The organism is Peribacillus sp. N1, assembly GCF_054600815.1.
Window position 1 is genome coordinate 81,886 of sequence record NZ_BAAHZO010000008.1, and the last position, 24,643, is coordinate 106,528.

A 24,643-nucleotide genomic window follows, 5' to 3' on the forward strand; every position below is an offset into this window, starting at 1 on the left:
GAATTCCCAGATAGTTTATTGAGCTTTCAGCTTTATACATACTGCAGAAATTGTTAACATACATAAAAAGTTTGCAAGAATCCTTGCTCCTTTTCTCGATAAATGACAAAAGCCCCTGTTAGCAAGCAGCTTTCATGGGCTTTCATTTGAAAATATATATAGTTAAGAAGTGTATCTATTATTTTGTTGCAGGTTTACCTTCTTAAAAGTTAAGCCTTTTTCTTAAATCCCAATACTTGAATGTCATTTTACCCATTTTCGACTTCGAAAGTGAATTATATTTACGTTCAAGTGCCAGGTTTTGTTTTTCTAGCTTAGTAATTTGTTTCAGTTGAACCGTGTTCAGTTTTTTTAATTGCTTTACTTCTTTAGCTAATTCTTTATTTTTCCCTTTCATATCATATTTTTCTTTATCAGCAGTTGCCCGTCCCTTCATTGAAATTTCCACATCTTTTGGCTTTAATTTAGGATTTCCATAGGTTTCAAATCCTATAGTTTTTAAATATGGCATGTTGTTTTGAAAATTTTGTTCATAGTTTCCATAACTTTTATGGATGTGGAGAAATGAATAACATCCGGCTTTTTCTGCTGAAATGATTTGCCCATATCCAGACAGTTTAAACAGTTTTTCGACTCGTTTTATTTCTTCAGGTATGTTTTTGACGATATAGGTGAAAACTTCGTCAGCACTTAACTCTGCAGGCAATCTTTTCACTTTATTTGATGGTGCATGCTTAGTCAGTTCATCAAAGTCATCTACATCAATATAAAACATATTTGTGCTTTGCTCTACAAAATCTGTAATACGCTTGCTCCATAATAGTACTTGCAGTTTTTTTATTGCTTCCGAAAATAAAAACTGCCTGCTGACCTGATACATTCGTTTTGCCGCAAACTCATATATATCCTTATTGCATAGTGCTAATTTGACAGCGTCACGAAAATCCTTCTCTGTAACAGCATATAACGGGTAATCTTCGCCAAAAAGCTTTATATGCATTTTGGTTGGATTCATTATTACAGCCTTCCTTAAAATCCCATACTCCAATAGCTTTGTAGACAGTTCAAGACTGCTGTCCATTTCCTCGCTTCTCCAGGTTATCCCAATATCACTGTTCACGATTAATTGTTGGGCATTCTCCCTTGTCAATGCACCGTACCATGTAAGACCATCTGTATTTTTAAGAAGGTATGCCGCTTCTTCCTTAAACTGAGAATCATCCTTAACCCATTTGAATTTATCCCCCGCAACATCAAGTGAAAGATTCGGAATTTCGTGCTTTAATTCTTTAAAAGCAGTAATGATCGGAATGGTCTTCCAATCAGGGTCGAACTTCCCTGTATATACAAGTTTGTTTTTTAACCGGGTCTGCCCTTCTGCTGATTCAATGTTTGGTATCATCGGTGTAAGCAGGGAAACTTTGTTTTTTTCTTTATTCAAATTAAGAATCTCAATGACAAATTCGCACATCTCTTCTGTTTGACATAAGAAATACGCACACTGATCATATATATTTTTGATGCTCTCAAATTTTTCTTCATCAACATCCTGGCCTATGTGAGTCAATCCTGTAGCATAAACTAAAGTATTCTTTATGATATGCTTATGCTTTGCTATTTTTTCAACAGTCTCAATGCTTCTAACAAATAGCCAATCATATCCCTTTTGACTCCAATAGTGAGTAATGAGCATTTCAGCTATATCAAAATCAATGACACCTTTTTTTACCCATTCATCATCGGTGGCACTGAAAAAAGGATCAACAAAAGGATTGAGAATGGTTATATTATCAAATTTCTCAAGAGGCTGAATTAAGATATCACGTTTGATCGGGCTAGCTAGAAGTAAGTCAACTTCGATGTTGGAATCTAGCGCAATGGTCGATGCTAAGGAAGATAAAAATACTGCAGATCCATCCATTGAATTCATGTCAATAAAGCCAAATAGAAGTACCTTCATTTTTCTGTTTTCAACTAGTTCATGTGAATTCAAAGTTTTCACTCCAATGACTGAAATCTGATATGAATCTTTATTTTTTTATTTGTTCTTTAATAGATGATTTAAGCGCAAGATATTTTAACGTGAATTTTCCTGCATATGTAACGTTGAATTTGTGTTCTAATAGCTTAAGTCTTCGTATTTCTTTGTTAAGCTTAATATTTTCTTTTTGGGCGACCTTACTTTTTTCTAATTCTTCTCGCAGCATATTATTTTCTTTTGTAATGTTCTCAATGATTTTTTGTTTTTCAGTGCCATTGCCCTCTATGAGCTCCAATGTCATGGACATCATGTCTTTCATTTGTAATTCGAGTTCCTCGTACATAGTTTTCCAATATTCGTTTCGTTCTTCCATATTGAAAAAACTCCCTTCGATTAACCTTGGATAATCTCCAATTCTCTTTTAATAACAACATCTACTGCGCATTTTTCTCGAATCGACTGAGAAGCTTGTTTTGACACTCTTAAAAATACGTCCGGATTGTAATATAAGCGCTCTATTGCATCGGCAATTTCGATAGGAGACTCAGGTTTTGTTAGAAGGCCAGAAACGTCATGTTTAACGAATTCCGGGATTGCCGTAATATCTGTTGAAATCGGCACTAGCCCGCTCGACATTGCCTCACACATTGAAACCCCTTGAGAATCCAAACGGGTCGGGCAAAGGAAAATTCCATACTCCTTATGTAATGCAGCGATTTGATCCTGAGATAGGAAACCTTTATGAATCGTTACATTTTCAAAATCCCTGATTGGCTCAACGGTTTGATCGAATAATTTTCCATCACCATAAAATGCAAATTCCAACTTATCGAAGTATGGTCGCTTCGATAGTTCAAGAACTGCTTTCACCGATAAATCATTGGCGTATTTTCGCGAAGCGTATGGCCTGATTGAAAGGACTTTTGTCCGCATTTCAACTGGCTTTTCAATAAAGGTAAAGAGATTGTCATCTATTACATTAGGAATGATTACTGAGTTTTCCGATTCTGCTCTTGCATCACATTCCGCTATATGTTCTTTGAACCATTTGGAAATATGAACAAAGGTTGTATTCAACTCATTCGTTTGATAAAACCAATTCATGAAAGAAAGCTGAGCTACATAGTAGTCGTCCGACATTTCAAGTATCTTCCGCAAGCTTTCAGGGCTCTCAAGAAAATTAAACCACCTTCTATGCCATGCCTCCGTTTCAAATCCATGTATCCAGGTAATAATCGGTAAATCTGTGTTCGTTTCTTTTATCGCTTGTACCATTTTTGGATTAACAAAATGAATGAGCGCTTTTTTATGTACTTTATGATTTAAGAAAATACGCAGATGCTGTTCAGTTCCACGATAAACAGGCACATCTTCATACGTATACTTTTCTGCTTTTTTATAGGCAGGATGCAAAACAAAAACATCAACTTTCAAACCCTCATCCAGATAAGCCTTGACTCTTCGGTGGATAAACCCATTCCGATATAACTGATCTTCATGTGGATAAGCATTCGTAATGATTACATATCTATCTTTTTCACTAAATGTAAGCTCATATAGATTTATAGATTCCTCCATTTTTGTTCACTCCTACTATTCAGTCATCTTCAATCGGCCTGCTACTTATCTGTAAATGAAGGATTTTTAAGAGACTCTTTTCCAATCACCTTTAAAACCGTCAACCGATTATAACAAACATGTATTACTGAATATTGACATCAATATGAGAATTCTGTAAATAAAAGTAAAGTTTTCATGAACTTTTATAGGCTATTGTGAAGCTTCATTAATCTCATGACTGGGAGCATCAGTAATAGCATGAAGGTGGATGGTAAATAAACAGCAACTTAGAGAAGGAGGGCGTTCCATTTAGCGGAAACGCCCTCCTGCATTAATCAGTTATAAAGTGTCCACTATTCCCCCCCATAACTTGTCTACACCATTACAATAAAAATTCATATTATACAAAAAAAGGAATTGTCTAAAAAAAGAGGTGCGATCTTACATGATACCCATAGATGATTGTAAATTATTAATTTCATGCTGCAATCATAAAGGCGGTCTATATTTAGTCCAATTTAAACAACAACAACAACATGAAATAAAAAAGATTTTAAATGTTGGATGCACAGGCATTACAAAATACGGCAGCTCTTTTGTCGTAATTTCCAATTCTCATGGAATCTTCATTTTGGATGAAGGCTTAAAGGTTATAAAGAATAAGGCTTTATCTACAGAATTAGATTTACATGGTGTAGCAGTAGATAAAGATAAAGCTTATATTATTGAAACCAAAACTAACTCAATTGGTGTTTATGATTTGGAAAACGATTTGGAAAGAATTGATGAAATTAGATTTTCACCTAAAAATGACGATGTTTGCCACGTCAACGATTTGTATATAGCAAATGATAAGTTATATGTATCGATGTTTTCATATCCTCCAAGGAAAAGTTTCCTCTCTTTAGCAAGTTATTTCCCTAATAAAACAATCCACAAGGGTGTGATCCTTGAATATTCTTTACAGGAAAGAAAAGTGGTTAAGATTTGTCATGATAAATTACTTCAACCTCACAGCGTACTTCATTATGATAATAAGATGTATTATTGTGTTTCAGGTGAATTCCTAGTAAAAAGAAATGAGGAAGATATTTTTAAATGCCTTGGTTATACTCGCGGTTTAGCAGTTAGAAATCAAACGATGTTCATTGGTCAAAGTGAGAGTAGGCACATACCGGTTTTACTAAAAAAACATACGAACATATTACTGGATTGCGGGATTTATGTTCATGACATCTCTACGAAACTTTCATCTTTCATCCATATACCTTCTGAAGAAATTTATGGAATATTGGTTATTTAAAACAGTGAAATCGTATTTTTCAGTTGTTGAAATTTTTCTATCCTTAATGTAAGTTATTCGTTTAGTTACCAGATCATAAGGATATCTTTCTTTATTCACTTGAACAGTCAGTGAACTTTTTTCTACCTTCAAGAATTATTCAAGCATGTTTTTGTAAGAATAGAATAGAATCGAAAAAAGACCAATTTGCTGAAGAGAGTGATATAGATGGAACCAATTACCTTTAAAGCATTTGCAATCACTAATGAAATCGATTTGAATAAAATCGCCATTCATTGCGGCATACCGAAAAAATTCACCTGGGAAGAGCCTTTAATCCTTAAAGGCGATTTTCTAAGTTCCATCCTAAATAAAAATGTGGACGAATCGCAGCAGGTGCTGGTTTTTTCCTTTGGCAGCATTGTCTTCATCAATTACTCACACGCAAATGAGATTAAGGAATTTTCATCCTTTATCCATTCTTTCGAGCCGGTTATTGATCTCGACAATTTAGATAGATATACAGACGATTACAGCCTTCACTTCAGTGAAACCGGAAACATCAATTTGACAGACGAATATGTAGTTGTACCTAAATATGAATTTTTCTACCCTGAATTAATTTCCACCATTCTCGCAAAATCGGTGGCACTTGAAAAAACTGAGGAACAGCTCGGAAAAATCCACGACAAGCTCGAAGCCATGATAGACCGACTGGAAAAAGGCAAGCTGAGAATCGGTAATAAGGAACTAGCGAGGACGACTGCCAAAATCGTACGTCACGAGTATAATACCCTAGCGTACATCATGATTCTGGACAAACCTGATATTACATGGACAAGCAGCATTGCCGGCGAATTTTATGACAGAATGCTTGATTTTTTTGAATTGAATGATCGGTATAAAATCCTGAAAAGTAAAACCGAAATTTTATATAACATTATGGATGGGTTTTCTAACATCAGCCATTCGATCAGGGGACTATTCGTTGAATGGATCATTGTAATCCTCATTGTCTTTGAGATCGTTCTGACGTTATTAGAAATTGCAGGATGGATTCCATGAATTCTGAATCATATCGTATGGAATACCTTCCAATAAAATAAGCATCGTTTAAGTGCTTCAGACTGTAGACAAATTCGAAAAACGGGTTTGCCTACAGTTTTTTCTTTGAAAAACGTTCCCATTGATTTCAGTAATCCGCTCCCTTTCCGTGGACTGTCCATTTCCTAAGTTTTCTGATGATCGTCTCATGGGTGCCTGTTTTTCTTTTATCTTACTCTCCCGAAGTATTTCATTTGTTTAATCCAGGGCAAAGTGGAAAATAAATTCCTCCCCTTCTTCCCCATTGAATCTGTATCCTTTATCAATGAATCCAGCTTTTTTATATAAATTAATCGCTGGAACATTCGAATGATGCACTGTTAGAATAATCTCATCTTTATCTGGATGACTTAGTTTGATCATATCGGGCAACACTTTTAAAGTCTCAAAAGCTAGCCCCTTTTTTTGATGGCGCAAATCCAAGGAGAATGATTTTAGAAGAATCGCATTCTCATTACTTGTATATTGATTTCCCGCTTTATCCGTATATAAGGCAAAACAACCAATCAAATCCTTATCTAAATAAATGACCATGGGGAGGTTATATTTATCCTTCCTGAAGTCTTCAATAACTTTCAAAGGTAAGGAAGTATAGATTGCTTGTTCTATAGGTAAACAATAATTGCTCAGCGCCTCATAGTCATTTTCCATAAAAGGTCTGATAGTTAATCCAGTCATCATACTTGCACCCCATTTTTACCTTTCTATAAATCCATATTAACAGATACTAAAGTTTTACAATTCACTGCAAAATACTTTTCAGGATAATTCAATCACAAAAAAGGAATGGTTTGTTTACCATTCCTTCAGACTGTAGACGAACTTGAGGGAAAGCGGCGAGAATCCGCTCCCTTTCCGCCGACAGTCTGCCAAACCTCATCAAAGCAAGCGGCTATGGGTATTGGCAGACCAGTTATTCGGCAGGTGTATCGCAAATTTCTTCAACCTATTAAGAGTTTCATAACCATGAAGATGTTAAATTATTCAGACGCTGATAATTCACTTTCCGTTACCCATTTATGATTCTTCACTTTTTCTCCTCCCGCAGTCGGTGTGAAGTCGACCATATAAACAGTCGTTTTTTCAGCAGATTCAACTTCAGCGACAGCCCCGTTCATTCCTTCCATATGAGAAGCATTTACTGTGACCTCCGCTCCGGGTTCATATGCTTTCTCACCTGCATCTTTGATTTCTTCGTGAATGATCCATTTATGATTTTCAACTCTTTCTCCGCCAGTTGCAGGCGTATACGAAATTGCATAAGCAGTCGTATCAAAGGCACCCACTATTGTTGCTTCCGCCCCCTTCATGCTTTCCATATGACCTGATTCGATAATCGCTTGACTTCCAACTTCATAGGTTGGATTTTCTGCAGCTTTTAATCCTTCTGGAACTTCACCCGTGCTAGAATGGTTCATGTCCATTTCACTATGTTCCTTTTCTTTTTTTTCTTCTTTGTTTTTATCATCGCTGTTGGAACATGCGCCAAGGACTAAAAACAGGGCTGCTAATAATGATAAGATGATAGGCAATTTTGTTCTTTTTTTCATATTAATAAAACCTCCCTTATGATTACATCCATCTTACCAATTAAATATGCAGAAAATATGGAGTTCACTCGTGGCAAAAGAAAGAAGCCTCATACTTTTTTAGGAATAGTCCTGCCTCAATTTAAGCGTTCATTAGCCACCACAATCGCTACTTTTATTGCTATTCGATTTTTCTTGAAGAAACTTTTTGAATTGCTCTTTTGTAACATCCGATTTCATTGCCAATATTACTAGTTCCAGCCATTCGTCAGGAAGGTTTTCATCAAAATCCTTCATATCGTCAACTCTTTCTTTTTATCTTTAGTTGGTTTAACTGTATGGGGTAAGGTTCAATATTGAGGCTATTTTTCCACGTGAAACTATATTCGGAATATCATTATAAATTATCTCAAGCGTCCATAGCTGGATTTTAGTGTAAATTTAATAAGTCTTTACATTTACATATAAGGCCTCAATGTTTGTTTGTTATCTAATCAAGGAATTCCCCATTCTTCTATATACCTTTAATAAAGTGAACAGCATGCTATCGGGAGTGTTTTAACAGAAGTAAAAAGAGATGGTTTATTGATAGAGGTTATATGAGGGGTATTCAATCCAAACGGGTATTGCTTGGAAACCAAGCAAGAAGGACTTTGGTAAAAGTCCTTCTTATGTTTAGTCTCCCAAAGCTGATTGTTCGATTTTTTGCATGATATGTGAAAGGTTCATGGAGGCATGTCTTTTATAATCCCTGCCTATGGATTTGAATAATCCTTTTGCTATTCCTCTTAACATGATTTTGGTATGACCATCCGAAATAATGGACTTATTAGGGAAACTTGATTCAGCTTGTGCACCGCCAATCTTATTAGCTGTTTCCTTAATAAAATCAATGATTTTAATTTCCTGTATTTTACCTTCGATATCGGTTTTATAGATAATTTGATTTCTCCAAAGCTTTAGCTCAATCCTCTGTTTAGTATAATCGAAGATGTCTTCCGTAATTTGAACATTGCTCATTTGAATGGAGTCCTTAATAGGATACAATCTTGGGTTAGGATTGATTTTCTTTATTAAGGATTGATCAATCGTGACCTTTTCCCGCTTTATGCGCGTATTCTTCGTTTCACATAAAATCAGCCTTAACTGTCCGGCAATTATATTATTGAACTCTTCTAATCCAAAGAGCTCAACGAGCATTACGCTATATTCCAAAATGGTGATAGCTTCATCGAATTTTCGTTTAGCAGCAGCATTCGATCTAGTGAAAACCAATCGATTCTTCCTCTCCATATCCTTCTCACCCCACTGAATTCATATCTATTTAGTGAATAGTAAAAACATCCAGTTGATTTCATCCGGAGCCTTTTTTGGCCGTTCTCGATTTTTTTCGTCCTTAACAGCACTTTATCCGGCCATTCTCGAACTTATTCGACCTTCATCGCACTTTATTCGACCGTTCTCGAACTTATTCGACCTTCAACGCACTTTATTCGACCGTTCTCGGACTTATTCGACCTTCAACGCACTTTATTCGACCGTTCTCAATTGTTTCGTCCTTCACCTCAGTATACCTGCGCGGTCTCGACAATCATTTTATTCATAAAAAGACTGTCGAGAATGGACAGTCTTTCGGTATGGACGCCTTTAATATTCAGTCCTTTTCCACTATCTATCGAAGTGCTGTTTCATTAACTCTTTAAATCGTGTTCCATCTATTTCTTCTTTCGTCACTTCCCCATCTTCCCACCGGGTAAAGGATGTATCAGTTAAAGTGATGTTCCCGTTGTTTGTCAAACGGGTGATTAATGGATGCTTATTGAATGGCGATTGGGGATGTTCCCTGATGATCGTTTGGACCTCATTAAGTTCCGCTACATTTCCTACGGGTTTTGAAGAATCGAAAGCATACCCTATTCTCCAATCGCGATCTTTATGTTTCAGTTTTAATTCAAGGACATGATCTCCATGGTCGGTACTTTCTTTTTTTATTCGGAATTCACCATTTTGGGAAACGACCGTTTCTCCGTTCAGCGGAACTGGTTTTAAAGGCAGATTCCCGCCAAAACCCGTATCGATCAGATAGGTTTGGCCCACATGGTTCAATAGAATGGTAACATGGGTCCTTCCTATGGTCATCCACCCTTCATTATAGATGACACCTCGAACCAAGAATACATCAAAGTCATTTTCCTTCAGGAAAAAATAAAGAGCTGCATTCAATTCATAGCATAATCCACCCTCATTCCTCACGAGGACTTTGTTCATGATATTGGCTTTATTGATATCACTTAGATGGGAGGCCATGATTGATAAGTTTTCAAACGGAATGGTTTTCGCAGTTTTATCCAGAATTTCATCTAATTTTCCAAATGTCAGTTTCACATCTTCCTGGAGCCCTATTCTTTTCCTGAATAATGCATTCAGTTCATTCATTACGATTCCCCCATTTTAACAGATACCAATGAAGAGCATCTTGACTTTGTATATATTCATTATACTTTGCCCATATTTCATTCTTCAACGATATGCCATTAACAAAACCCACATTCCACCTATTCCTTATCAAGCACCATGAAAAATAGGCCGCCCAATAATGTCGTAATTTTGGGTAACTGTCTCCAAACATGCTTCAAAGCTGCTTTAATCATTCATTTACTTGTAAAATGATTTTACCCAAATTCTTATTTGCTTCCATATGTTCATGCGCCCTTTGTACCTCTTCAAAAGGGAAGACATGATCGACGATTGCCTTGATTTCATGTTGGAGGAACAACGGCATGGCTTTTGTAATGAATTCTTCCGTTAACTCTTTTTTATATTCATCACTCCGAGGAGTTAAAAGAGTGCCTTTTAATTGAACTCTTTTTAAGAGAAGTTCCATCAAGTTCACCTTCTCGACTACTGTTCCTCCTAGAATCCCTATCAGTACCCAGCGTCCATCAGTTTTTATGCTTTTAAGGTTTTTCTCCCAGTAAGAAGCACCGATGAAATCCAGGATAACATCCACTCCTTGATTATTTGTAACTTTCATTACTTCCTCATCAAAAGATTGTTCTTTATAATTGATACAGATATCCGCCCCTAATGAGTGACAGAAATCCAATTTTTCCTTTGAGCCGGCTGTAGTGATGATCTTCGCTTTTGTCAGTTTTTTTGCCAGTTGGATAGCTGCTGTGCCTACACCGCTTCCGCCAGCATGAATCAATACCGTATCTTGATCCGTCAATTCACCTAACCAAAACAAGGTTTGGTACGCCGTCAAGAATACTTCAGGAATCGCAGCCGCTTCTTCAAATGACAAGTTATCCGGGATCTTCATTGCTCTATCAGCCGGCATCAAGGCATATTGAGCATAACCGCCGCCGTTTACAAGGCCCATCACCCTTGTCCCTAATAGTAAATTTGTACCTTCCCCTGTTTCCACAACTTCCCCAGAAACTTCAATCCCCAATATTGGATTGGCCATATAACCGGATTTCCCTTCTCGTGAAACAATATCCGTTCTATTTATAGCAGAGGCTTTCACCTTAATTAATATTTCCCCTTTTCCGGGCATGGGCTTGGAAAAATCCTTAAATAGTAATTGTTCTGCTCCACCCGGTTCTTTAACTACCACTGCTTTCATTTGTCCCACTCCTTACTATTAAATTAGTGACCACACTTTTAAAATGTTTTGTCTTGAAGATGGAAACTATGCTACTCCAAAAAATATCCACAAGCAAATAATTAGGTTTTGTAAACATGTTGATAGAATAAAAAAAGCCGATGTCCCATTAGGGGCCATCGAGCTTTTTTTGAAAAGTTTCCTATTATTATCTTTTATTAAGCGTTTGACTTCTATCCAGGTCATGATGCAATTGCGCTGCCGGAAACTTAGGGTTAGGAATCTGCCCTTTTGCAACTGGTTCAGCTACATAAACAAAATCTCCTGTACCATCTGGGGCGCTTCCTGTTGCCCATAGTCCGTCTGCTGATTCATTACCTTCTGACAAGTTCCAGAATTCGTACGCTTCCGGTTGAGATTCCATTTCCGCTTCCGGTGGGAATGACGCGGGAACGACAACGCCATTTTTTTCTTCAAGTTCTGCAATGGCCGCCATCCATTGATATTGGTGGTAACGATCACGGGCTAACATTTTACGGAAGGTGGCACGTACCCCCTCATCTTTGGTCATATGATATAAACGGGCCACTTGAAGGCGTCCTTGGCTTTCAGCATGAAGATTCGATCGCATGTCCGCTAATAGATTTCCGCTGGCTACAATATAAGATCCGTTCCAAGGCACCCCATTCGAGTTGGTTGGCAGTCCCCCAAGACCGCTTACGAGCAAATGCTGGGGATTGATTCCACCCATGATGGCTGCTGTAGCAGGATCTTTTGCGGCTTCTGCTTGATCTTCCGGAGAAGCGCCATCAAGCAATTGACTAATGAGCGAACAAAGCATCTCTACATGTCCAATTTCCTCTGTACCAATATCCATCAGCATATCTTTGTATTTTTCTTCTCCACGGCAGTTAAAACCCTGAAAAAGATATTGCATCATGACAGTCATTTCCCCAAACTGTCCACCTAACACTTCCTGAATTTGACGGGCAAGCATCGGATCTGGTCGATCTACCTTAACTTCAAATTGCAATTCTTTTTGATGGCGAAACATATTAACTCCTCCTTTTTTTATATGATGTACGGTTTTTTATTACCCGCCTGTCCATGCTTGAAACCTGAATTTAGTTATAACGAACAGTAATTAGAAAAAATTTACATGCCATTAACAATGATTACTGAACTAAAAAGCCAAGGACTATCTTTGGGCTATGAATCGCTCAATAAATAAGATTTATAAAAGGTCCATTTACTGTCTATAACTTTACAATACAGGGTAAAGTAGAAAGAACCATATATAGGAAATTTAAAAAGGAGGATGGAAAATGGATTTCAAGCCCCGAAATCAAAAAGATCAATCTATTTCACAATTACGTTATACTTATACCGCTCGTAATCTATGGTCCGGTTTTCTATTCGGGATTGGATTGGTGGCATTCATCGATGAGTCCATCTTTCATCAACTATTGCATTGGCACCATTTCTATGACAAGTCCACATCCAATATTGGGCTGGTCTCGGATGGTTTATTTCATGCCCTTAGCTGGTTCGCAACGGTCGGGTCGTTATTCATGTTCGCTGACCTTCGCCGTCGAAAGGGATTATGGCTGAAAAGGTGGATAGGGGGAGTTTTGCTCGGGGCAGGTTCTTTCCAGTTATATGACGGAATCATCCAGCACAAGCTCATGCGTCTCCATCAAATCCGTTACAATGTCGATATTCTCCCATACGACTTGATTTGGAACATTGCAGCCACAATCATGATCTTGATCGGCATTATCCTTGTCATTCAAACAAGGCGCAGCGTACTTAAAATGAAAGAAGATACCAGCAATGCACAGTAATGGACATATTCATGATAATGGGGCTGGTTTTGAACCGATTTTATTGATTCTTCTGGCGCTTGTGATAGTGATTTATATCGCAGCTGCCGTAATTTCAAACCGCCGCTATAAAAAATGGCCCTTATACCGTACGCTCTTTTGGATTCTTGGCACCATCTGTGCAGCCTCTGCAATTATAGGTCCCATAGCCAATCGCGCGAATATGGATTTCACGGCGCATATGGTTGGTCATTTACTGCTTGGAATGATTGCACCCATCCTACTCGTGTTTGCCGCACCTATTACTCTTGCACTGCGAACACTTGATGTACAATCAGCAAGACGCCTTTCAAAGGTGTTGAAAAGTTGGCCGCTGCGCATTATAAGCAATCCAATCACTGCCTCTGTGCTTAATATCGGGGGGCTTTGGATTCTTTATACGACTGAGTTATATGGGTTGATGCATCAGAATGCCCTTCTACATGCATTAGTGCATTTTCACGTGTTCATGGCGGGCTATCTATTCACTGCGTCTATGATTTATATGGACCCGACGCCCCACAGGTTCAGCTTCATGTTTCGTGCTGTCGTATTTACAATTTCACTGGCCGGCCATGATATCCTTTCTAAGTATATTTTTGCCCATCCTCCAAGCGGAGTCACAAAGGAACAAGCGGAAAATGGAGGAATGTTAATGTACTATGCCGGCGATGCCATTGACGTTGCACTTATTTTCATCCTTTGCTATCAATGGTTCAAAGCCACCCGGCCTAAGGAATCACTTGCCTTGTAGGAAGGAAGGCTACTTATTACTTAGTTAAACTCCTATGTTTCTGTTTAATCGTCCAACATTTAGCTCATACTAATTTTTGATGAAAAAAATTTAGGATGGAGCTGAATGGAAAATGGAATTTGAAGCTAACAATTCTACTGAAAATGCTCTTCGTGATTATAAAGCTGGAATCGGTGCCTTTACGCATAAAATGCCTGTTCTCGCAGAGAAATTCAATTCGTTTACGGAAGAGTGCTTTAAAGAAGGTCAATTATCCCAGAAAGAAAAACAGCTTATCGCATTAGGAATAAGCTTATATTCACAAGATGAATACTGTATTATCTACCATACAAAAGGATGTCTTGATCAAGGCTGTTCCGAACAGGAAATTCTTGAAGCCATTGGTGTGACCGCAGCATTTGGCGGAGGAGCCGCCATGAGTCAGGCTGTAACACTCGTCCAGGAATGCATCCAAGATATAAATCAGATGAAACAGTAAGAAAGAAGGGATAGGACAAATAGTCCTATCCCTTCTTTCTGTTGTTGACAAATGCTTTTAATGACTCATGTTGTTGTTATTGTTATTTCCTTGTGCTGGTGCATATGAATTCAACATTTGCTGCATATCCTGCTGTGCAAGCTGCGGAACTTGATAGTAATGATGTTTGTTTTGATATATCGAAATCTCATATGCCATTTCAATGCAGTTCGGAACGGAATCTGCAAATACGCGGCGAACCACCGGATTCGTTATTTCAAGCGCTGCCATCGCTTTCATGGATGCAGCAGACTTAACAGCTCCAAGCATCAAACCTGAAATGCATTCATCCGTAATTTCCGATACGGATTGCAAAGGTTTCTTTGGCTGAGTTGGTGTCAATCCATATATAAAATCGTTACCTTGATTCATTTTGTAGCTCTCAGTCCGTTTAGAAGGATCCTGGCCCGATTGGAAGCACTCCAGTGAAATATTATATTCATCTTGGATGAACTGATATTGACGATCCAGAATATCAAGTAATTCCTGATCCTGGATATGCTGACGCAAAAGAGTATACGTGTTTAAAGTACCAATCGTTCCCGACAACACTTCATGTACATCGAATACTTCGTGACCACCGTGATTCATTTGTGGGGGAATGGCACCCGTTTGCATGTTCTGGTGTACTTGACCTTGTTGATATTGGTTTTGCATTGTATTTCCCTCCTCCTTTTCAATGATGCGAACAAGTTTAGTATGTTAAACCCCAACTGGATTATTCAATCTAAACTCTTCCAAGAAGACCAATAAGCTGCTACATCATGTTTTCTGTATAAAAAAAACGTGGCGTTTTAAACTATAGACACTTTATATGTATGGGAGGATTTCCAATGACACATCAATGCTTCTATTGTAGTAATGTTACGGAAGAAAAAAAAATCCATGTGGTAACGTTTCAAGTTTCTGACATGGATAGAAATGAAATGCTCTGTGATGAATGTTATCAAGAATGGCTACAAGGAATAAAAGGTTAAGCGTTAAAGCCCTCTAACATTTCACAAACATCAACAATGCATACGTGGATGAACTCAGGGTAACTTAAATCCGTTAAATAGTGAATTTCAAGGAGGAGGGTATGGGAATTTTAAGCGGTAATCCGAAAGAAGAGCCTATCCATTACGGAGAGGTATTTGGAACATGGGCATTTCTAACAACTACAAAAGGACTGATTTGCCTGTCATCAAACTTTGCTTAATCATACTGGCGACAAGGACCTGCATAAATTACTTGTTGAAGTGATCAATCAAGGGAAACAGGAACATGACCAACTTGAATCATTATTAAAAGAAAATAACGTAGGACTGCCTCCGTCACCACCTGAAAGGCCAAAAGCTAATTTGGAGGATATTCCAGTCGGGGCACGTTTTCAAGATCCTGAAATCTCTGCTTCAGTAGCAATCGATATTAATGCAGGATTAGTTGCTTGCAGCCAAATCATGGGTCAATGCATCAGAGAAGATATTGCACAGATGTTCGCACAATTCCATACGAATAAAGCTGCATTGGGTGCTGAATTCCTAAGATTGAATAAGGAAAAAGGCTGGCTGTCCCTCCACTTCATATTAATAAAACAAGTATGTAAATATAATGAAATATCCCCTAATCATGTTGACATCGTGATTGGATGCCCAACATGATTAAGGGGTTAATTCCGATAATGAAAGGACGATTAAGGAATCATTACCATTGCAGACTTTCGATTAAGTGGCACTTTGTGCATTGTTGACTATAATCAGTTTTTACAAATTCATGATTACACTTCTCGCGAAAAATGTTCAGCTCCCTTTTCAGCTGTTCCAATTGAGTTTCCAACTGTTTCATTTCAACTTTTATTTGGATTACCCGATTCATCGAATTCTCCCTCTCATCGGAATCATAAATAGATTTCCCCGTCCGTTTTCCTAAATTCATTCGCTTTTTCTTTAAGACCTTCATCGATTACCGACTCAAAGCCCAGACCCTTTTCCTTCGCCAAATCACGGATGTCTTGAGAAATCCTCATACTGCAGAATTTGGGTCCGCACATTGAACAGAAATGGGCTGTCTTGGCACCTTCAGCCGGTAGTGTTTCATCGTGATATTCAACTGCCCTTTCAGGATCGAGGGAAAGATTGAATTGATCTCTCCAACGAAATTCGAATCTAGCCTTCGAAAGGGCATCATCCCGTTTTCGTGCCTGGGGATGGCCTTTAGCAAGATCAGCTGCGTGGGCTGCAATTTTATAAGTAATGACCCCTACACGAACATCCTCTTTATTCGGAAGCCCCAAATGCTCTTTCGGTGTCACATAACAAAGCATGGCCGTTCCAAACCATCCAATCATGGCAGCACCAATCGCAGAAGTGATATGATCGTATCCAGGAGCTATATCCGTTGTCAATGGTCCCAGGGTATAGAATGGTGCTTCTTGACAGACTTCCAGCTGCTTATCCATATTTTCTTTAATCAAATGCATCGGTACGTGACCGGGTCCCTCCACCATGACTTGAACATCGTGCTTCCAAGCAATCTTCGTCAGTTCCCCAAGTGTTTCCAATTCAGCGAATTGAGCCTCATCGTTTGCATCTGCAATGGAGCCAGGACGGAGGCCGTCACCTAATGAGAAAGAGACATCATACGCCTTCATGATTTCACAAATCTCTTCAAAGTGAGTATAGAGAAAACTTTCTTGGTGGTGGGCCAAGCACCATTGTGCCATGATGGAGCCCCCCCGGGAAACGATTCCCGTAACTCGCTTTGCTGTCATGGGAATGTATCGCAAAAGCACTCCGGCGTGTATCGTGAAGTAATCCACACCTTGCTCAGCCTGCTCGATTAATGTATCCCGGAAAACTTCCCAATTTAAATCTTCCGCGACTCCATTCACTTTTTCCAATGCTTGATATATCGGAACCGTCCCAACTGGCACAGGAGAATTCCTGATAATCCATTCCCGGGTCGTGTGAATATTCTTACCGGTGGAAAGATCCATTATGTTGTCTGCACCCCAACGTGTAGCCCAAGTCATTTTCTCCACTTCTGCTTCAATCGATGAACTAACAGCGGAATTTCCAATATTCGCATTTATTTTCACATGAAAATTACGTCCAATGATCATGGGCTCACTTTCAGGATGGTTAATATTTGCCGGAATGATCGCCCTCCCGCTAGCTACCTCATCTCTTACAAAATCAGGGGCTACATTTTCCCTGATCGAGATGAATTCCATCTCAGGAGTTATGATACCTTTTCGGGCATAATGGAGCTGGGTTACGTTTTGCCCTTTTGCTGCACGCAATGGTTTTCTTTTCAATCCCGGAAAAATTTCTGCTTTCGTTTGTGACTCTTTTTTATACCCGTTATCTTCGGGCTTTATTTCACGCCCTTCATACTCTTCAACATCTTCCCTTTCCAGAACCCAGCTGCGTCTAATCGGGGCAAGACCTTTATGAATATCAATGGGATATTCTGAATCCGTATAAAAGCCGCTTGTGTCATATACTCGTAAAGGCGGATTCTCCTCTTCGCCGAATGAACCTGTAGTCGGACTTAGCTTAATTTCACGCATGGGCACCCTAATATCGGGTCTAGATCCCTCAACATACACTTTTTTACTCCCGGCAAAACTGGACATAATTGAAACGTTCATGTCATTTACTGAATTACTCATCATGATTTCATTTCTCCTTTTTAAGTTCATTTAAAAAGGACAAAATCCAATCCATTTCGCACGAAAAAGCCAGATCTCATATTTAAGACCTGGCTAACGTTAGTATGGCTACAGAAATGACCAATTGAAATGTCATTGTTTAGTAGATTCTAACTTCCCCACGCTGGTATGAACCAGATCAGGTCCTGAGGGTTAAGAAGCTTAAGCGCTTCTCTCTCAGCCCAACTTTTATTGGACACCCCTAGTCTGAATAATTTAATTGATTACAGGGTAACTATATCTCACCCATTTCATTCTGTAAATAATTTGAAAGACCTAATATTTTCATTACAACTATCAAAAATTTATTATTTGAAGAAGAGCCGTTAATTAATTTCCCAGGCTCTCAAGGATAGGGTAAAGCTCCTCTAAATGCTTGATTTCATAGGTTGGAATCACTGCATTCCGTTCCTTATCATGGCGATTTATCCAAACCGACTTTATGCCTACCCGTGATGCTCCAAGGATATCCGTCATTAAATTATCGCCGACCATCAATACTTCATCCTTATCAAGCTCCATGATCCCCAAAGCATGCTCAAAAATGGAGGCATCCGGTTTACCTCTTCCAAATGCGCCTGAAATCACGATTTGGTCGAAATAAGGAACCAGTTCAGGCGTAATTTCAAGTTTGGTATTTTGCAGCTCAGGAGATCCGTTCGTAAGCAATAGCAACTTATACTTCCCTTTTAATTCATCCAGAACACGGAATGTTTCTTCATAGATAAATGGCTTTTTGCGTCTCTCCGCAGGGAAACGTTCTGCCAGTTCAAGTCCAAATTCCGGGTCATCGATCCCTAATGCCAATAACCCTCTCGTCCACGCTTCTTTCCGATAAGCCGGTGCAATCCCGGCCATCTTCCTGAATTCATCATGATCATCCTGAAAATTTCCCCATAGCCCCTCAAATGGGTTGATTCCGATCATTTGGGTGAATGCATATGTATCGTAAGAAGAATAAAGCTCACGCGCTTCCTTTCGCACAGCTTCTTCAAAATCGTCGACATTCAGATCATATTTCTCCTTGGCCACTTCACATGTGGCCACAAAAGCCTCTTTTACACTTTTCTGATCCCATAGTAATGTATCATCTAAATCAAAAAAAACTGCCTTCAGCAAAATGTCCACCCCTCTTTCCCTATTATTGAATTCGTAAAAATTACACTATTACAATAATAAACCACAACCAATAAAAAAAGAATAACTATTCGGAAAATGACTTACCTTTTCTAGTGGGAAACTCTTATCCACTTATCACCTTTCAAATACATACAGCTTTCCATTACTGGCAATCTTGAATTTGGGACCGGTGAACCCCCGTCGGATCAGCTCTTTCCTCATATATACCATGAGGGCGGCATGACTCACGATCAAAACATCCCTTTCCCCCTTTGCAAAGACTTCATCCAATACTTTATTGATCCTTCGCTCTGCGATCTTAATTTCCGCCCTTGTCTGCTTGTTTAACACCGAGCAGCAGCGAATCCAGATAGCCCAAAGGATGAATGGCAGCTTTACCCTTCCTTTAAGAGGCGGGGAAGGTATTTCCCGCAGCTCCTCCATCCGGTGAACCGGACCTGGATAGATATGTTCCGCTGTCTTGACAGCTCTCGACATATCACTGCAATAACACTCCTCCCATTCCTCCGCGCCAAATAAAGTCGTTCCATAAATAATATCCGCTGCATCATAGTCCTTAAACCATTGCTTCATATCATCCGCCGTCACAGATCTCCCAGTAGGAAATTCATGTGCCACCTTAAAATGCCGTACCAAACCAATTTTCATATCTTCTCCTTTTTATCTTTTAAAATATACGTTTCTTTTTCTTGTAAACAGCCCTTATCAATATATTACCCTAAGTAAAACTATAAAAAAAAGTATGTTAAAACCATTAAAACCTTACTAAACTCTCCTTAACACTGTGTATATATTTAAAAGTTTTTAAAGATCCAGCGTTTAATTATGATAGCATCGAAAAAAGAGAAAGCATCTCGCCTTCTCCATTTATCGTTTAATCTATGAATTGTAGTTCTGTTATCGTACATCTTTTCCTGAATTTATATTTTCCGCTCAAATCACTGAATTGATAATCATTGAGAGATTTCCCCAGTTGTTCCCTCAGCTTCTCTACAGTGATGGATTCCTCAACTGTCTCTTTCCAATTTTCTTTTCCGATCAACTCATCGAACGGAATGGTAGTCAGGACTTCATCATATATCTGGATGCTTTGATCGATGCCGAAGCTGCCATAGATACTGCCATTTTCATCAGCAAAGATATGATCCGATTCCAATTCCTCCACCAATACTTCCAGATATTCCTTTGACTTAACAGGCTTGATGGCAATCTCTGCTTCCGCCTTTACAGGTCCCAATCTCTTATCGACGATCTCTATCGTCAATTTAACATGAACGGGCGGATACCCAAACCCTTCACAAAGTTCTGTTGCCGAATTATATAACATCTGTACGTCCTCCTTTTGACACTATCATTATATAATAAAAATAGTACATTTCATTACCAAAAACCCTTATTCAAGTTCACTTGCATCTTATTTTTATAGCGACTCTTTTTCAATTCATACGCTCCTTCAACACTGAAGTGTCAATCGTCATATTTCGAGGATTTCCCTGATACGAAAGCCACGAATCCTAATTTTCTCAGTTCACGGGCATAATTATCATTCATATTTCACACCTCATTTATACGTTTATCGATAATACACCATTAATTTTGATCCATTTATGAACTCAACTAAAAATCCAATGCCGCTCAGGGCATTGGACTTTTTATAAGCTTCACATTATGGCTTTAGCACCACTTTAATACATTCATCCTCGTGATCGTTAAAGATTTGATAAGCCTCACTCGCTTTTTCTAGAGGGACTTTATGGGATATGATTTCCGTGGGGTCGAACTCTCCAGCCGTGATCTTATCAAAAAGCTTGGGCATGTAGTGAATGACCGGTGCTTGTCCCATTTTAAGATTAATGTTCCGCTCAAATAAATTGCCTAATGGGAACATATTATATTTGGATCCGTATACGCCAGTCAGTTGGATCGTGCCGAATTTACGTACGGCGTTAAGTGCAATCTCGATCGCACTTAACGTTCCACCCTGAAGTTTCAGCTTTTGTTCAATCGCTTCTATCGTTGATTTCTTGCCGTCCATTCCTACACAATCTATGACCACATCTGCCCCGCCAGAAGTGATTTCCTTAATGTAGCTGCCCATATCGTTATATTCATCGAAGTTATACGCCTCAACCTTATTCATTTGTTTAGCCTTATTGAGTCTATAAGGAAGATTGTCGATGGCAATGACCCTTTTTGCTCCTTTCATCCAAGCGAACTTCTGAGCCATCAACCCAATCGGCCCACAGCCCAATACCACTACCGTATCATCTTTCTTGACGCCAGCGTTCTCTACACTCCAATATGCGGTTGGCAGCACATCGGACATGAACAAAAGCGCTTCATCTTCAAGTTCACATGACTCTGGGATGACAAACGGCATGAAGTTTCCATATGGGACCCTTAAATATTCTGCCTGCCCGCCTGGATAGTTCCCATATCGTTCCGTAAAACCAAAGTACCCGCCTGTATCCACCGCTTCATTGGGGTTGGAATTATCACATTGACTCTCCATATCATGTTCACAATAATAACAGTGCCCACAAGAAATGTTGAAAGGCAGGACAACCCTGTCCCCTTTTTTCACCTTTGTTACTTCCGGACCCACTTCTTCGACGATGCCCATCGGTTCATGGCCAATGACATAATCTTTATGCGTCGGCAAAGCACCCTGATATATATGGAGGTCGGACCCGCAAATAGCCGTTGAAGTCACTCGGACGATGATATCATCCTTTTGCTGAAGTTTCGGATCTTCAACTTGTTTTACCTGTATATCTTTTGCTCCTTGAAAAGTTACAGCCTTCATATTCAACCTCCTAAAATATTCTTTATACATCTGATATACCCGTCAAAAAAGGCTACTAAGCCTATGAACATCTAATTTCCCAAGAATCTCTTCATCATGCTGCACCAAGATGACAAAAAAAGCCCCGGAAACCGGGACTCACCTATGAAACCATTTATTTAGGAACTTTATTATTGTGCTTATACTCACTTAGTACCTCGTTGAATACATCGGGATAATTCGTAAACAGCCCCGTTGCACCCCATTCAAGAGCCTTTTTCATATCCGCTCTTTCATTTACTGTATATGGATGGAATTGGAGGTCATGGTCGCGAACCATCTTCACATATTGTCCGTCCACCTTATTGAAGTTCGGCCCAACGCCAATTGCATATTCCTTAATGGACTCCAATTCTTCATCGGAAATGGTTGCTGGGTTTTTATAAGAAAAAAGTTGCACAAGCGGTAACTTTGGATTCATGTCATGAACCTTCATAAGGCTTTCTTTACTGAACGATTGAATTAATACATTCTTGGTTCGGCCTTTTGAATCCACCATTTTATATTCTTCCAGAACCTGCAGAAGTTCTTCTTCCATTCCCGGATATACTTCAGGAGACTTTGTTTCGATATAGTAATTGGCCTGCTTTCCGAACTTCTTAAAGACTTCTTCAAGAGTGGGAACCGTTAACCCTTCATATACCTCTTTTGCCAATTGCGGATATTTTTCATTGAACCATGTACCGGCATCCAGTTTCTTGATTTCTGTCAGCGTTAAATCCTTCACCAGACCAGTACCATTCGTTGTACGATCCACCTTTTCATCATGCATTGCTATCAATCTACCATCCTTGGTCATTTGAAGATCGATTTCTATGTAGTCGCCTTTCATTTGTTCTCCCATTTGATAAGCTGGAATGGTATGTTCAGGTGCATAACCAGAAGCTCCCCGATGTGCAATATTCACGATTTTCTTCTCATAAATAGATGAATTGGAATGATTTCCATTTGCAGCTAGGGTCCCGATGGAAGTAGCCTGCAATATAAAAGCCGCACTCATCATACAAAAACTGAATTTCTTTATATTCGTTTTCATTTTCCCTCTCTCCCTCCTACTATTACCATCATTTTAGAAGGGGAATGTGAACTTACAGCAAATATAATGTAAAGAAATAATATATTATCTAAAATGGTTAAAATAACCTATCAAATACAAGGCATTCATGTAGTTTGTTCTACCTAATTAACCGTTTCATTGACACTTTAAGCGTTCCAGACCCATATTAAATCAAACTTAAAGCCGATAAATTCCAGATATTAGATCAGATATTCCAATGTTGACATACCAAGAGGACCTGTACAGAATTGCCCCTTAACTCCTTGCCCTGACCTTCAGGTACTGAATTCCACCCGACCCATGCCTGGAGTGTGGTCTTTTCTAAAATATAGATACAAAGACTATCAATGACAAAATCTATCTTTTTCTGATTTACAAAAAACTAGTATCATATTACTATTAAACAAACAGAATATTAATCCTAAGGGGAATTATGTTAAAAAATTATCAATATTATCAAAACAAACACCGATTTATACTGAAAGCATTCATGGCAATGATATCCTTTTTACTATTAGTTGGGATTTCTGTATCACCTATAAGTTGGAAAGATAATCCCTACGAGATGACATTACAGGTCATTTTAATATCGGGGATGATAATTTCTCTGTTATTTTTCTTAAAAACAGAAGTCAATTTTTATAAGACCCTATTCATTTTCTTAATTACTGTTTATTTATATAGCAAATTTTGGATATTTCCAGATACAGCAATCATGCTTTCTTTATTTGCTATAGCACCCTTGTTTCCCATTTTTCTCTTTGATAAAATCGGGTTTTATGTTGTGGCCACTTTAAATATCATATTAGGTCCCGCTTCCATCATGATCATTTCAAAAACGGATCTTCAATACACTTATGAATATGTCGCTTTGGATAGTTTCGGCAACACGCTTAATTTCATCGCCATTCAAATCATATTGGTATTCGTGTTCATAGGCACCAATAATAGGATGGAATCCACTAATGCATTCCACAAGGAAATACAGCAGGCCAAACAATTGAACTCAGTCGGACAGCTAGCTGCCACCATTGCACATGAGATACGTAATCCGATTACAGTCGTTAAAGGGTTTGCCCAGTTATTAGATCAAGAGAAGGAACTGAATGAAACGGAAAAATTTTATGTACAGACCATGCTTACGGAACTTGAATATACACAAGTGATAATCAATGACTATTTGTCTTTGGCAAAACCGCATACGGATAATGTACAGGTCATACCTTTAAATTATGAAATCCAAAAGATTTCCGATTTATTAACCAGTTTCGCCAATAATCGTAACATAGGCTTTCTCCTGGACTTCCGTGACGACCTGCACATTAACATGAATCCCATCGAACTTAAACAGATACTGGTCAATATCATGAAAAATGGAATTGAGTCAATGAACAAACCTGGATTCATCAAGGTGGAAACAGAGCAGGAACGCACTATGGCAAAAATACGAATAACGGATACAGGAATAGGTCTCTCAAAAGAACAGCTTGATATTCTAGGTACCCCATTTTATTCACTTAAAGATAGGGGAACCGGTATCGGCCTGACCGTTTGTTATTCCATCGTTCAAAAATACAAAGGGAAAATCGTGGTACAGAGCGAAGTGAACAGAGGAACATCGTTCACCATTTATTTGCCCTTATATAAAAAAATAGATTAAATATATATCCCTAATAAGAAAAAGGATGACCACCCTTCACCGGGCGGTCATCCT

24 protein-coding genes, 1 pseudogene and 1 riboswitch are annotated in these 24,643 nt (G+C 38.7%); of the genes and pseudogenes, 8 read left to right on the forward strand and 17 right to left on the reverse strand.

Going from position 1 to position 24,643, the window contains the following annotated elements:
* Positions 1-202: 202 nt before the first annotated feature.
* The 3 genes from ACYP5M_RS23810 to ACYP5M_RS23820 are packed head-to-tail and all read right to left on the reverse strand — an operon-like array spanning position 203 to position 3,559.
* Complete coding sequence (locus tag ACYP5M_RS23810) at positions 203-1,993, reverse strand: glycosyltransferase family protein (RefSeq protein ID WP_459735591.1); 1,791 nt, start codon at positions 1,991-1,993, stop codon at positions 203-205.
* A gap of 37 nt (positions 1,994-2,030) precedes the next feature.
* Positions 2,031-2,354, reverse strand: a complete 324-nt coding sequence (locus ACYP5M_RS23815; protein WP_434167861.1) for a hypothetical protein — start codon at positions 2,352-2,354, stop codon at positions 2,031-2,033.
* Positions 2,355-2,374: 20 nt separating this feature from the next.
* Positions 2,375-3,559, reverse strand: coding sequence for a glycosyltransferase family 4 protein (locus ACYP5M_RS23820; protein WP_434167862.1), 1,185 nt, complete (start codon positions 3,557-3,559; stop codon positions 2,375-2,377).
* 427 nt (positions 3,560-3,986) lie between these two features.
* Here ACYP5M_RS23820 and ACYP5M_RS23825 point away from each other — a divergent pair, with 427 nt between their 5' ends.
* Together ACYP5M_RS23825 and ACYP5M_RS23830 are read left to right on the forward strand one after the other, a co-directional pair.
* Positions 3,987-4,844, forward strand: coding sequence for a DUF4915 domain-containing protein (locus ACYP5M_RS23825; RefSeq protein ID WP_459735592.1), 858 nt, complete (start codon positions 3,987-3,989; stop codon positions 4,842-4,844).
* Positions 4,845-5,051: 207 nt separating this feature from the next.
* The gene (locus ACYP5M_RS23830) at positions 5,052-5,888 is read left to right on the forward strand and encodes an RMD1 family protein (protein ID WP_434167864.1); all 837 of its coding nucleotides are present in this window, start codon (positions 5,052-5,054) and stop codon (positions 5,886-5,888) included.
* 237 nt (positions 5,889-6,125) lie between these two features.
* On the opposite strand, the gene ACYP5M_RS23835 is transcribed toward ACYP5M_RS23830, so the two are convergent.
* The 7 genes from ACYP5M_RS23835 to ACYP5M_RS23865 all read right to left on the reverse strand — a co-directional run bounded on the left by ACYP5M_RS23835 (position 6,126) and on the right by ACYP5M_RS23865 (position 12,117).
* A complete protein-coding gene (locus tag ACYP5M_RS23835; RefSeq protein WP_452445214.1) occupies positions 6,126-6,605 on the reverse strand; it encodes a GNAT family N-acetyltransferase in 480 nt (159 codons plus the stop codon).
* Positions 6,606-6,907: 302 nt separating this feature from the next.
* Positions 6,908-7,477, reverse strand: a complete 570-nt coding sequence (locus ACYP5M_RS23840; RefSeq protein ID WP_434167866.1) for a YdhK family protein — start codon at positions 7,475-7,477, stop codon at positions 6,908-6,910.
* Positions 7,478-7,609: 132 nt separating this feature from the next.
* The gene (sinI, locus tag ACYP5M_RS23845; protein WP_157831045.1) at positions 7,610-7,753 is read right to left on the reverse strand and encodes a DNA-binding anti-repressor SinI; all 144 of its coding nucleotides are present in this window, start codon (positions 7,751-7,753) and stop codon (positions 7,610-7,612) included.
* A 378-nt stretch (positions 7,754-8,131) separates the two neighbouring features.
* The gene (locus tag ACYP5M_RS23850; protein ID WP_434167867.1) at positions 8,132-8,749 is read right to left on the reverse strand and encodes a hypothetical protein; all 618 of its coding nucleotides are present in this window, start codon (positions 8,747-8,749) and stop codon (positions 8,132-8,134) included.
* 375 nt (positions 8,750-9,124) lie between these two features.
* Positions 9,125-9,892 (reverse strand): arylamine N-acetyltransferase family protein, encoded by a 768-nt coding sequence (locus ACYP5M_RS23855; protein WP_434167868.1) that lies wholly within the window; start codon positions 9,890-9,892, stop codon positions 9,125-9,127.
* A 211-nt stretch (positions 9,893-10,103) separates the two neighbouring features.
* Positions 10,104-11,084, reverse strand: coding sequence for an NAD(P)H-quinone oxidoreductase (locus tag ACYP5M_RS23860; protein WP_434167869.1), 981 nt, complete (start codon positions 11,082-11,084; stop codon positions 10,104-10,106).
* A 187-nt stretch (positions 11,085-11,271) separates the two neighbouring features.
* Positions 11,272-12,117: a manganese catalase gene (locus ACYP5M_RS23865; protein WP_434167870.1), complete on the reverse strand. Its 846-nt coding sequence runs from the start codon at positions 12,115-12,117 to the stop codon at positions 11,272-11,274.
* A 271-nt stretch (positions 12,118-12,388) separates the two neighbouring features.
* On the opposite strand from ACYP5M_RS23865, the gene ACYP5M_RS23870 reads away from it, so the two are divergent.
* The 3 genes from ACYP5M_RS23870 (at position 12,389) to ACYP5M_RS23880 (ending at position 14,157) form a co-directional block, all read left to right on the forward strand.
* Positions 12,389-12,907, forward strand: a complete 519-nt coding sequence (locus ACYP5M_RS23870; protein WP_434167871.1) for a DUF2243 domain-containing protein — start codon at positions 12,389-12,391, stop codon at positions 12,905-12,907.
* Positions 12,897-13,679, forward strand: coding sequence for a cytochrome c oxidase assembly protein (locus tag ACYP5M_RS23875; protein ID WP_434167872.1), 783 nt, complete (start codon positions 12,897-12,899; stop codon positions 13,677-13,679). Before ACYP5M_RS23870 ends, ACYP5M_RS23875 begins: the two co-directional genes overlap by 11 nt.
* Before the next feature lie 112 nt (positions 13,680-13,791).
* Positions 13,792-14,157 (forward strand): carboxymuconolactone decarboxylase family protein, encoded by a 366-nt coding sequence (locus ACYP5M_RS23880; protein ID WP_101223416.1) that lies wholly within the window; start codon positions 13,792-13,794, stop codon positions 14,155-14,157.
* A 57-nt stretch (positions 14,158-14,214) separates the two neighbouring features.
* Here ACYP5M_RS23880 and ACYP5M_RS23885 read toward each other — a convergent pair whose 3' ends face one another.
* Positions 14,215-14,853: a spore coat protein gene (locus ACYP5M_RS23885; RefSeq protein WP_101223417.1), complete on the reverse strand. Its 639-nt coding sequence runs from the start codon at positions 14,851-14,853 to the stop codon at positions 14,215-14,217.
* A 176-nt stretch (positions 14,854-15,029) separates the two neighbouring features.
* Between ACYP5M_RS23885 and ACYP5M_RS23890 the strand changes: the two genes are divergently transcribed.
* A complete protein-coding gene (locus ACYP5M_RS23890; protein ID WP_459735593.1) occupies positions 15,030-15,173 on the forward strand; it encodes a hypothetical protein in 144 nt (47 codons plus the stop codon).
* A gap of 101 nt (positions 15,174-15,274) precedes the next feature.
* Positions 15,275-15,836 (forward strand): annotated as a pseudogene (locus tag ACYP5M_RS23895) (DUF3231 family protein).
* A gap of 236 nt (positions 15,837-16,072) precedes the next feature.
* Here ACYP5M_RS23895 and thiC read toward each other — a convergent pair.
* From thiC to ACYP5M_RS23925, 6 genes are all read right to left on the reverse strand, one after another.
* On the reverse strand, positions 16,073-17,851 hold the full coding sequence (gene thiC / locus ACYP5M_RS23900; protein WP_101223418.1) for a phosphomethylpyrimidine synthase ThiC: 1,779 nt from the start codon (positions 17,849-17,851) through the stop codon (positions 16,073-16,075).
* Between the two features lie 135 nt (positions 17,852-17,986).
* A riboswitch (TPP riboswitch) is annotated at positions 17,987-18,101 on the reverse strand.
* A gap of 116 nt (positions 18,102-18,217) precedes the next feature.
* Positions 18,218-19,006 (reverse strand): HAD family hydrolase, encoded by a 789-nt coding sequence (locus tag ACYP5M_RS23905; RefSeq protein WP_459735594.1) that lies wholly within the window; start codon positions 19,004-19,006, stop codon positions 18,218-18,220.
* 135 nt (positions 19,007-19,141) lie between these two features.
* A complete protein-coding gene (locus ACYP5M_RS23910; protein ID WP_101223420.1) occupies positions 19,142-19,675 on the reverse strand; it encodes a histidine phosphatase family protein in 534 nt (177 codons plus the stop codon).
* A 226-nt stretch (positions 19,676-19,901) separates the two neighbouring features.
* Positions 19,902-20,354, reverse strand: coding sequence for a hypothetical protein (locus tag ACYP5M_RS23915; protein WP_434167876.1), 453 nt, complete (start codon positions 20,352-20,354; stop codon positions 19,902-19,904).
* A 339-nt stretch (positions 20,355-20,693) separates the two neighbouring features.
* Entirely contained in the window at positions 20,694-21,833 is a 1,140-nt protein-coding gene (locus tag ACYP5M_RS23920) for a zinc-dependent alcohol dehydrogenase (RefSeq protein WP_452445212.1), read from the reverse strand.
* A 154-nt stretch (positions 21,834-21,987) separates the two neighbouring features.
* The gene (locus ACYP5M_RS23925) at positions 21,988-22,908 is read right to left on the reverse strand and encodes a glycerophosphodiester phosphodiesterase (protein ID WP_101223423.1); all 921 of its coding nucleotides are present in this window, start codon (positions 22,906-22,908) and stop codon (positions 21,988-21,990) included.
* A 454-nt stretch (positions 22,909-23,362) separates the two neighbouring features.
* Here ACYP5M_RS23925 and ACYP5M_RS23930 point away from each other — a divergent pair, with 454 nt between their 5' ends.
* Positions 23,363-24,589, forward strand: a complete 1,227-nt coding sequence (locus tag ACYP5M_RS23930; protein WP_434167879.1) for an ATP-binding protein — start codon at positions 23,363-23,365, stop codon at positions 24,587-24,589.
* Positions 24,590-24,643: the final 54 nt, after the last annotated feature.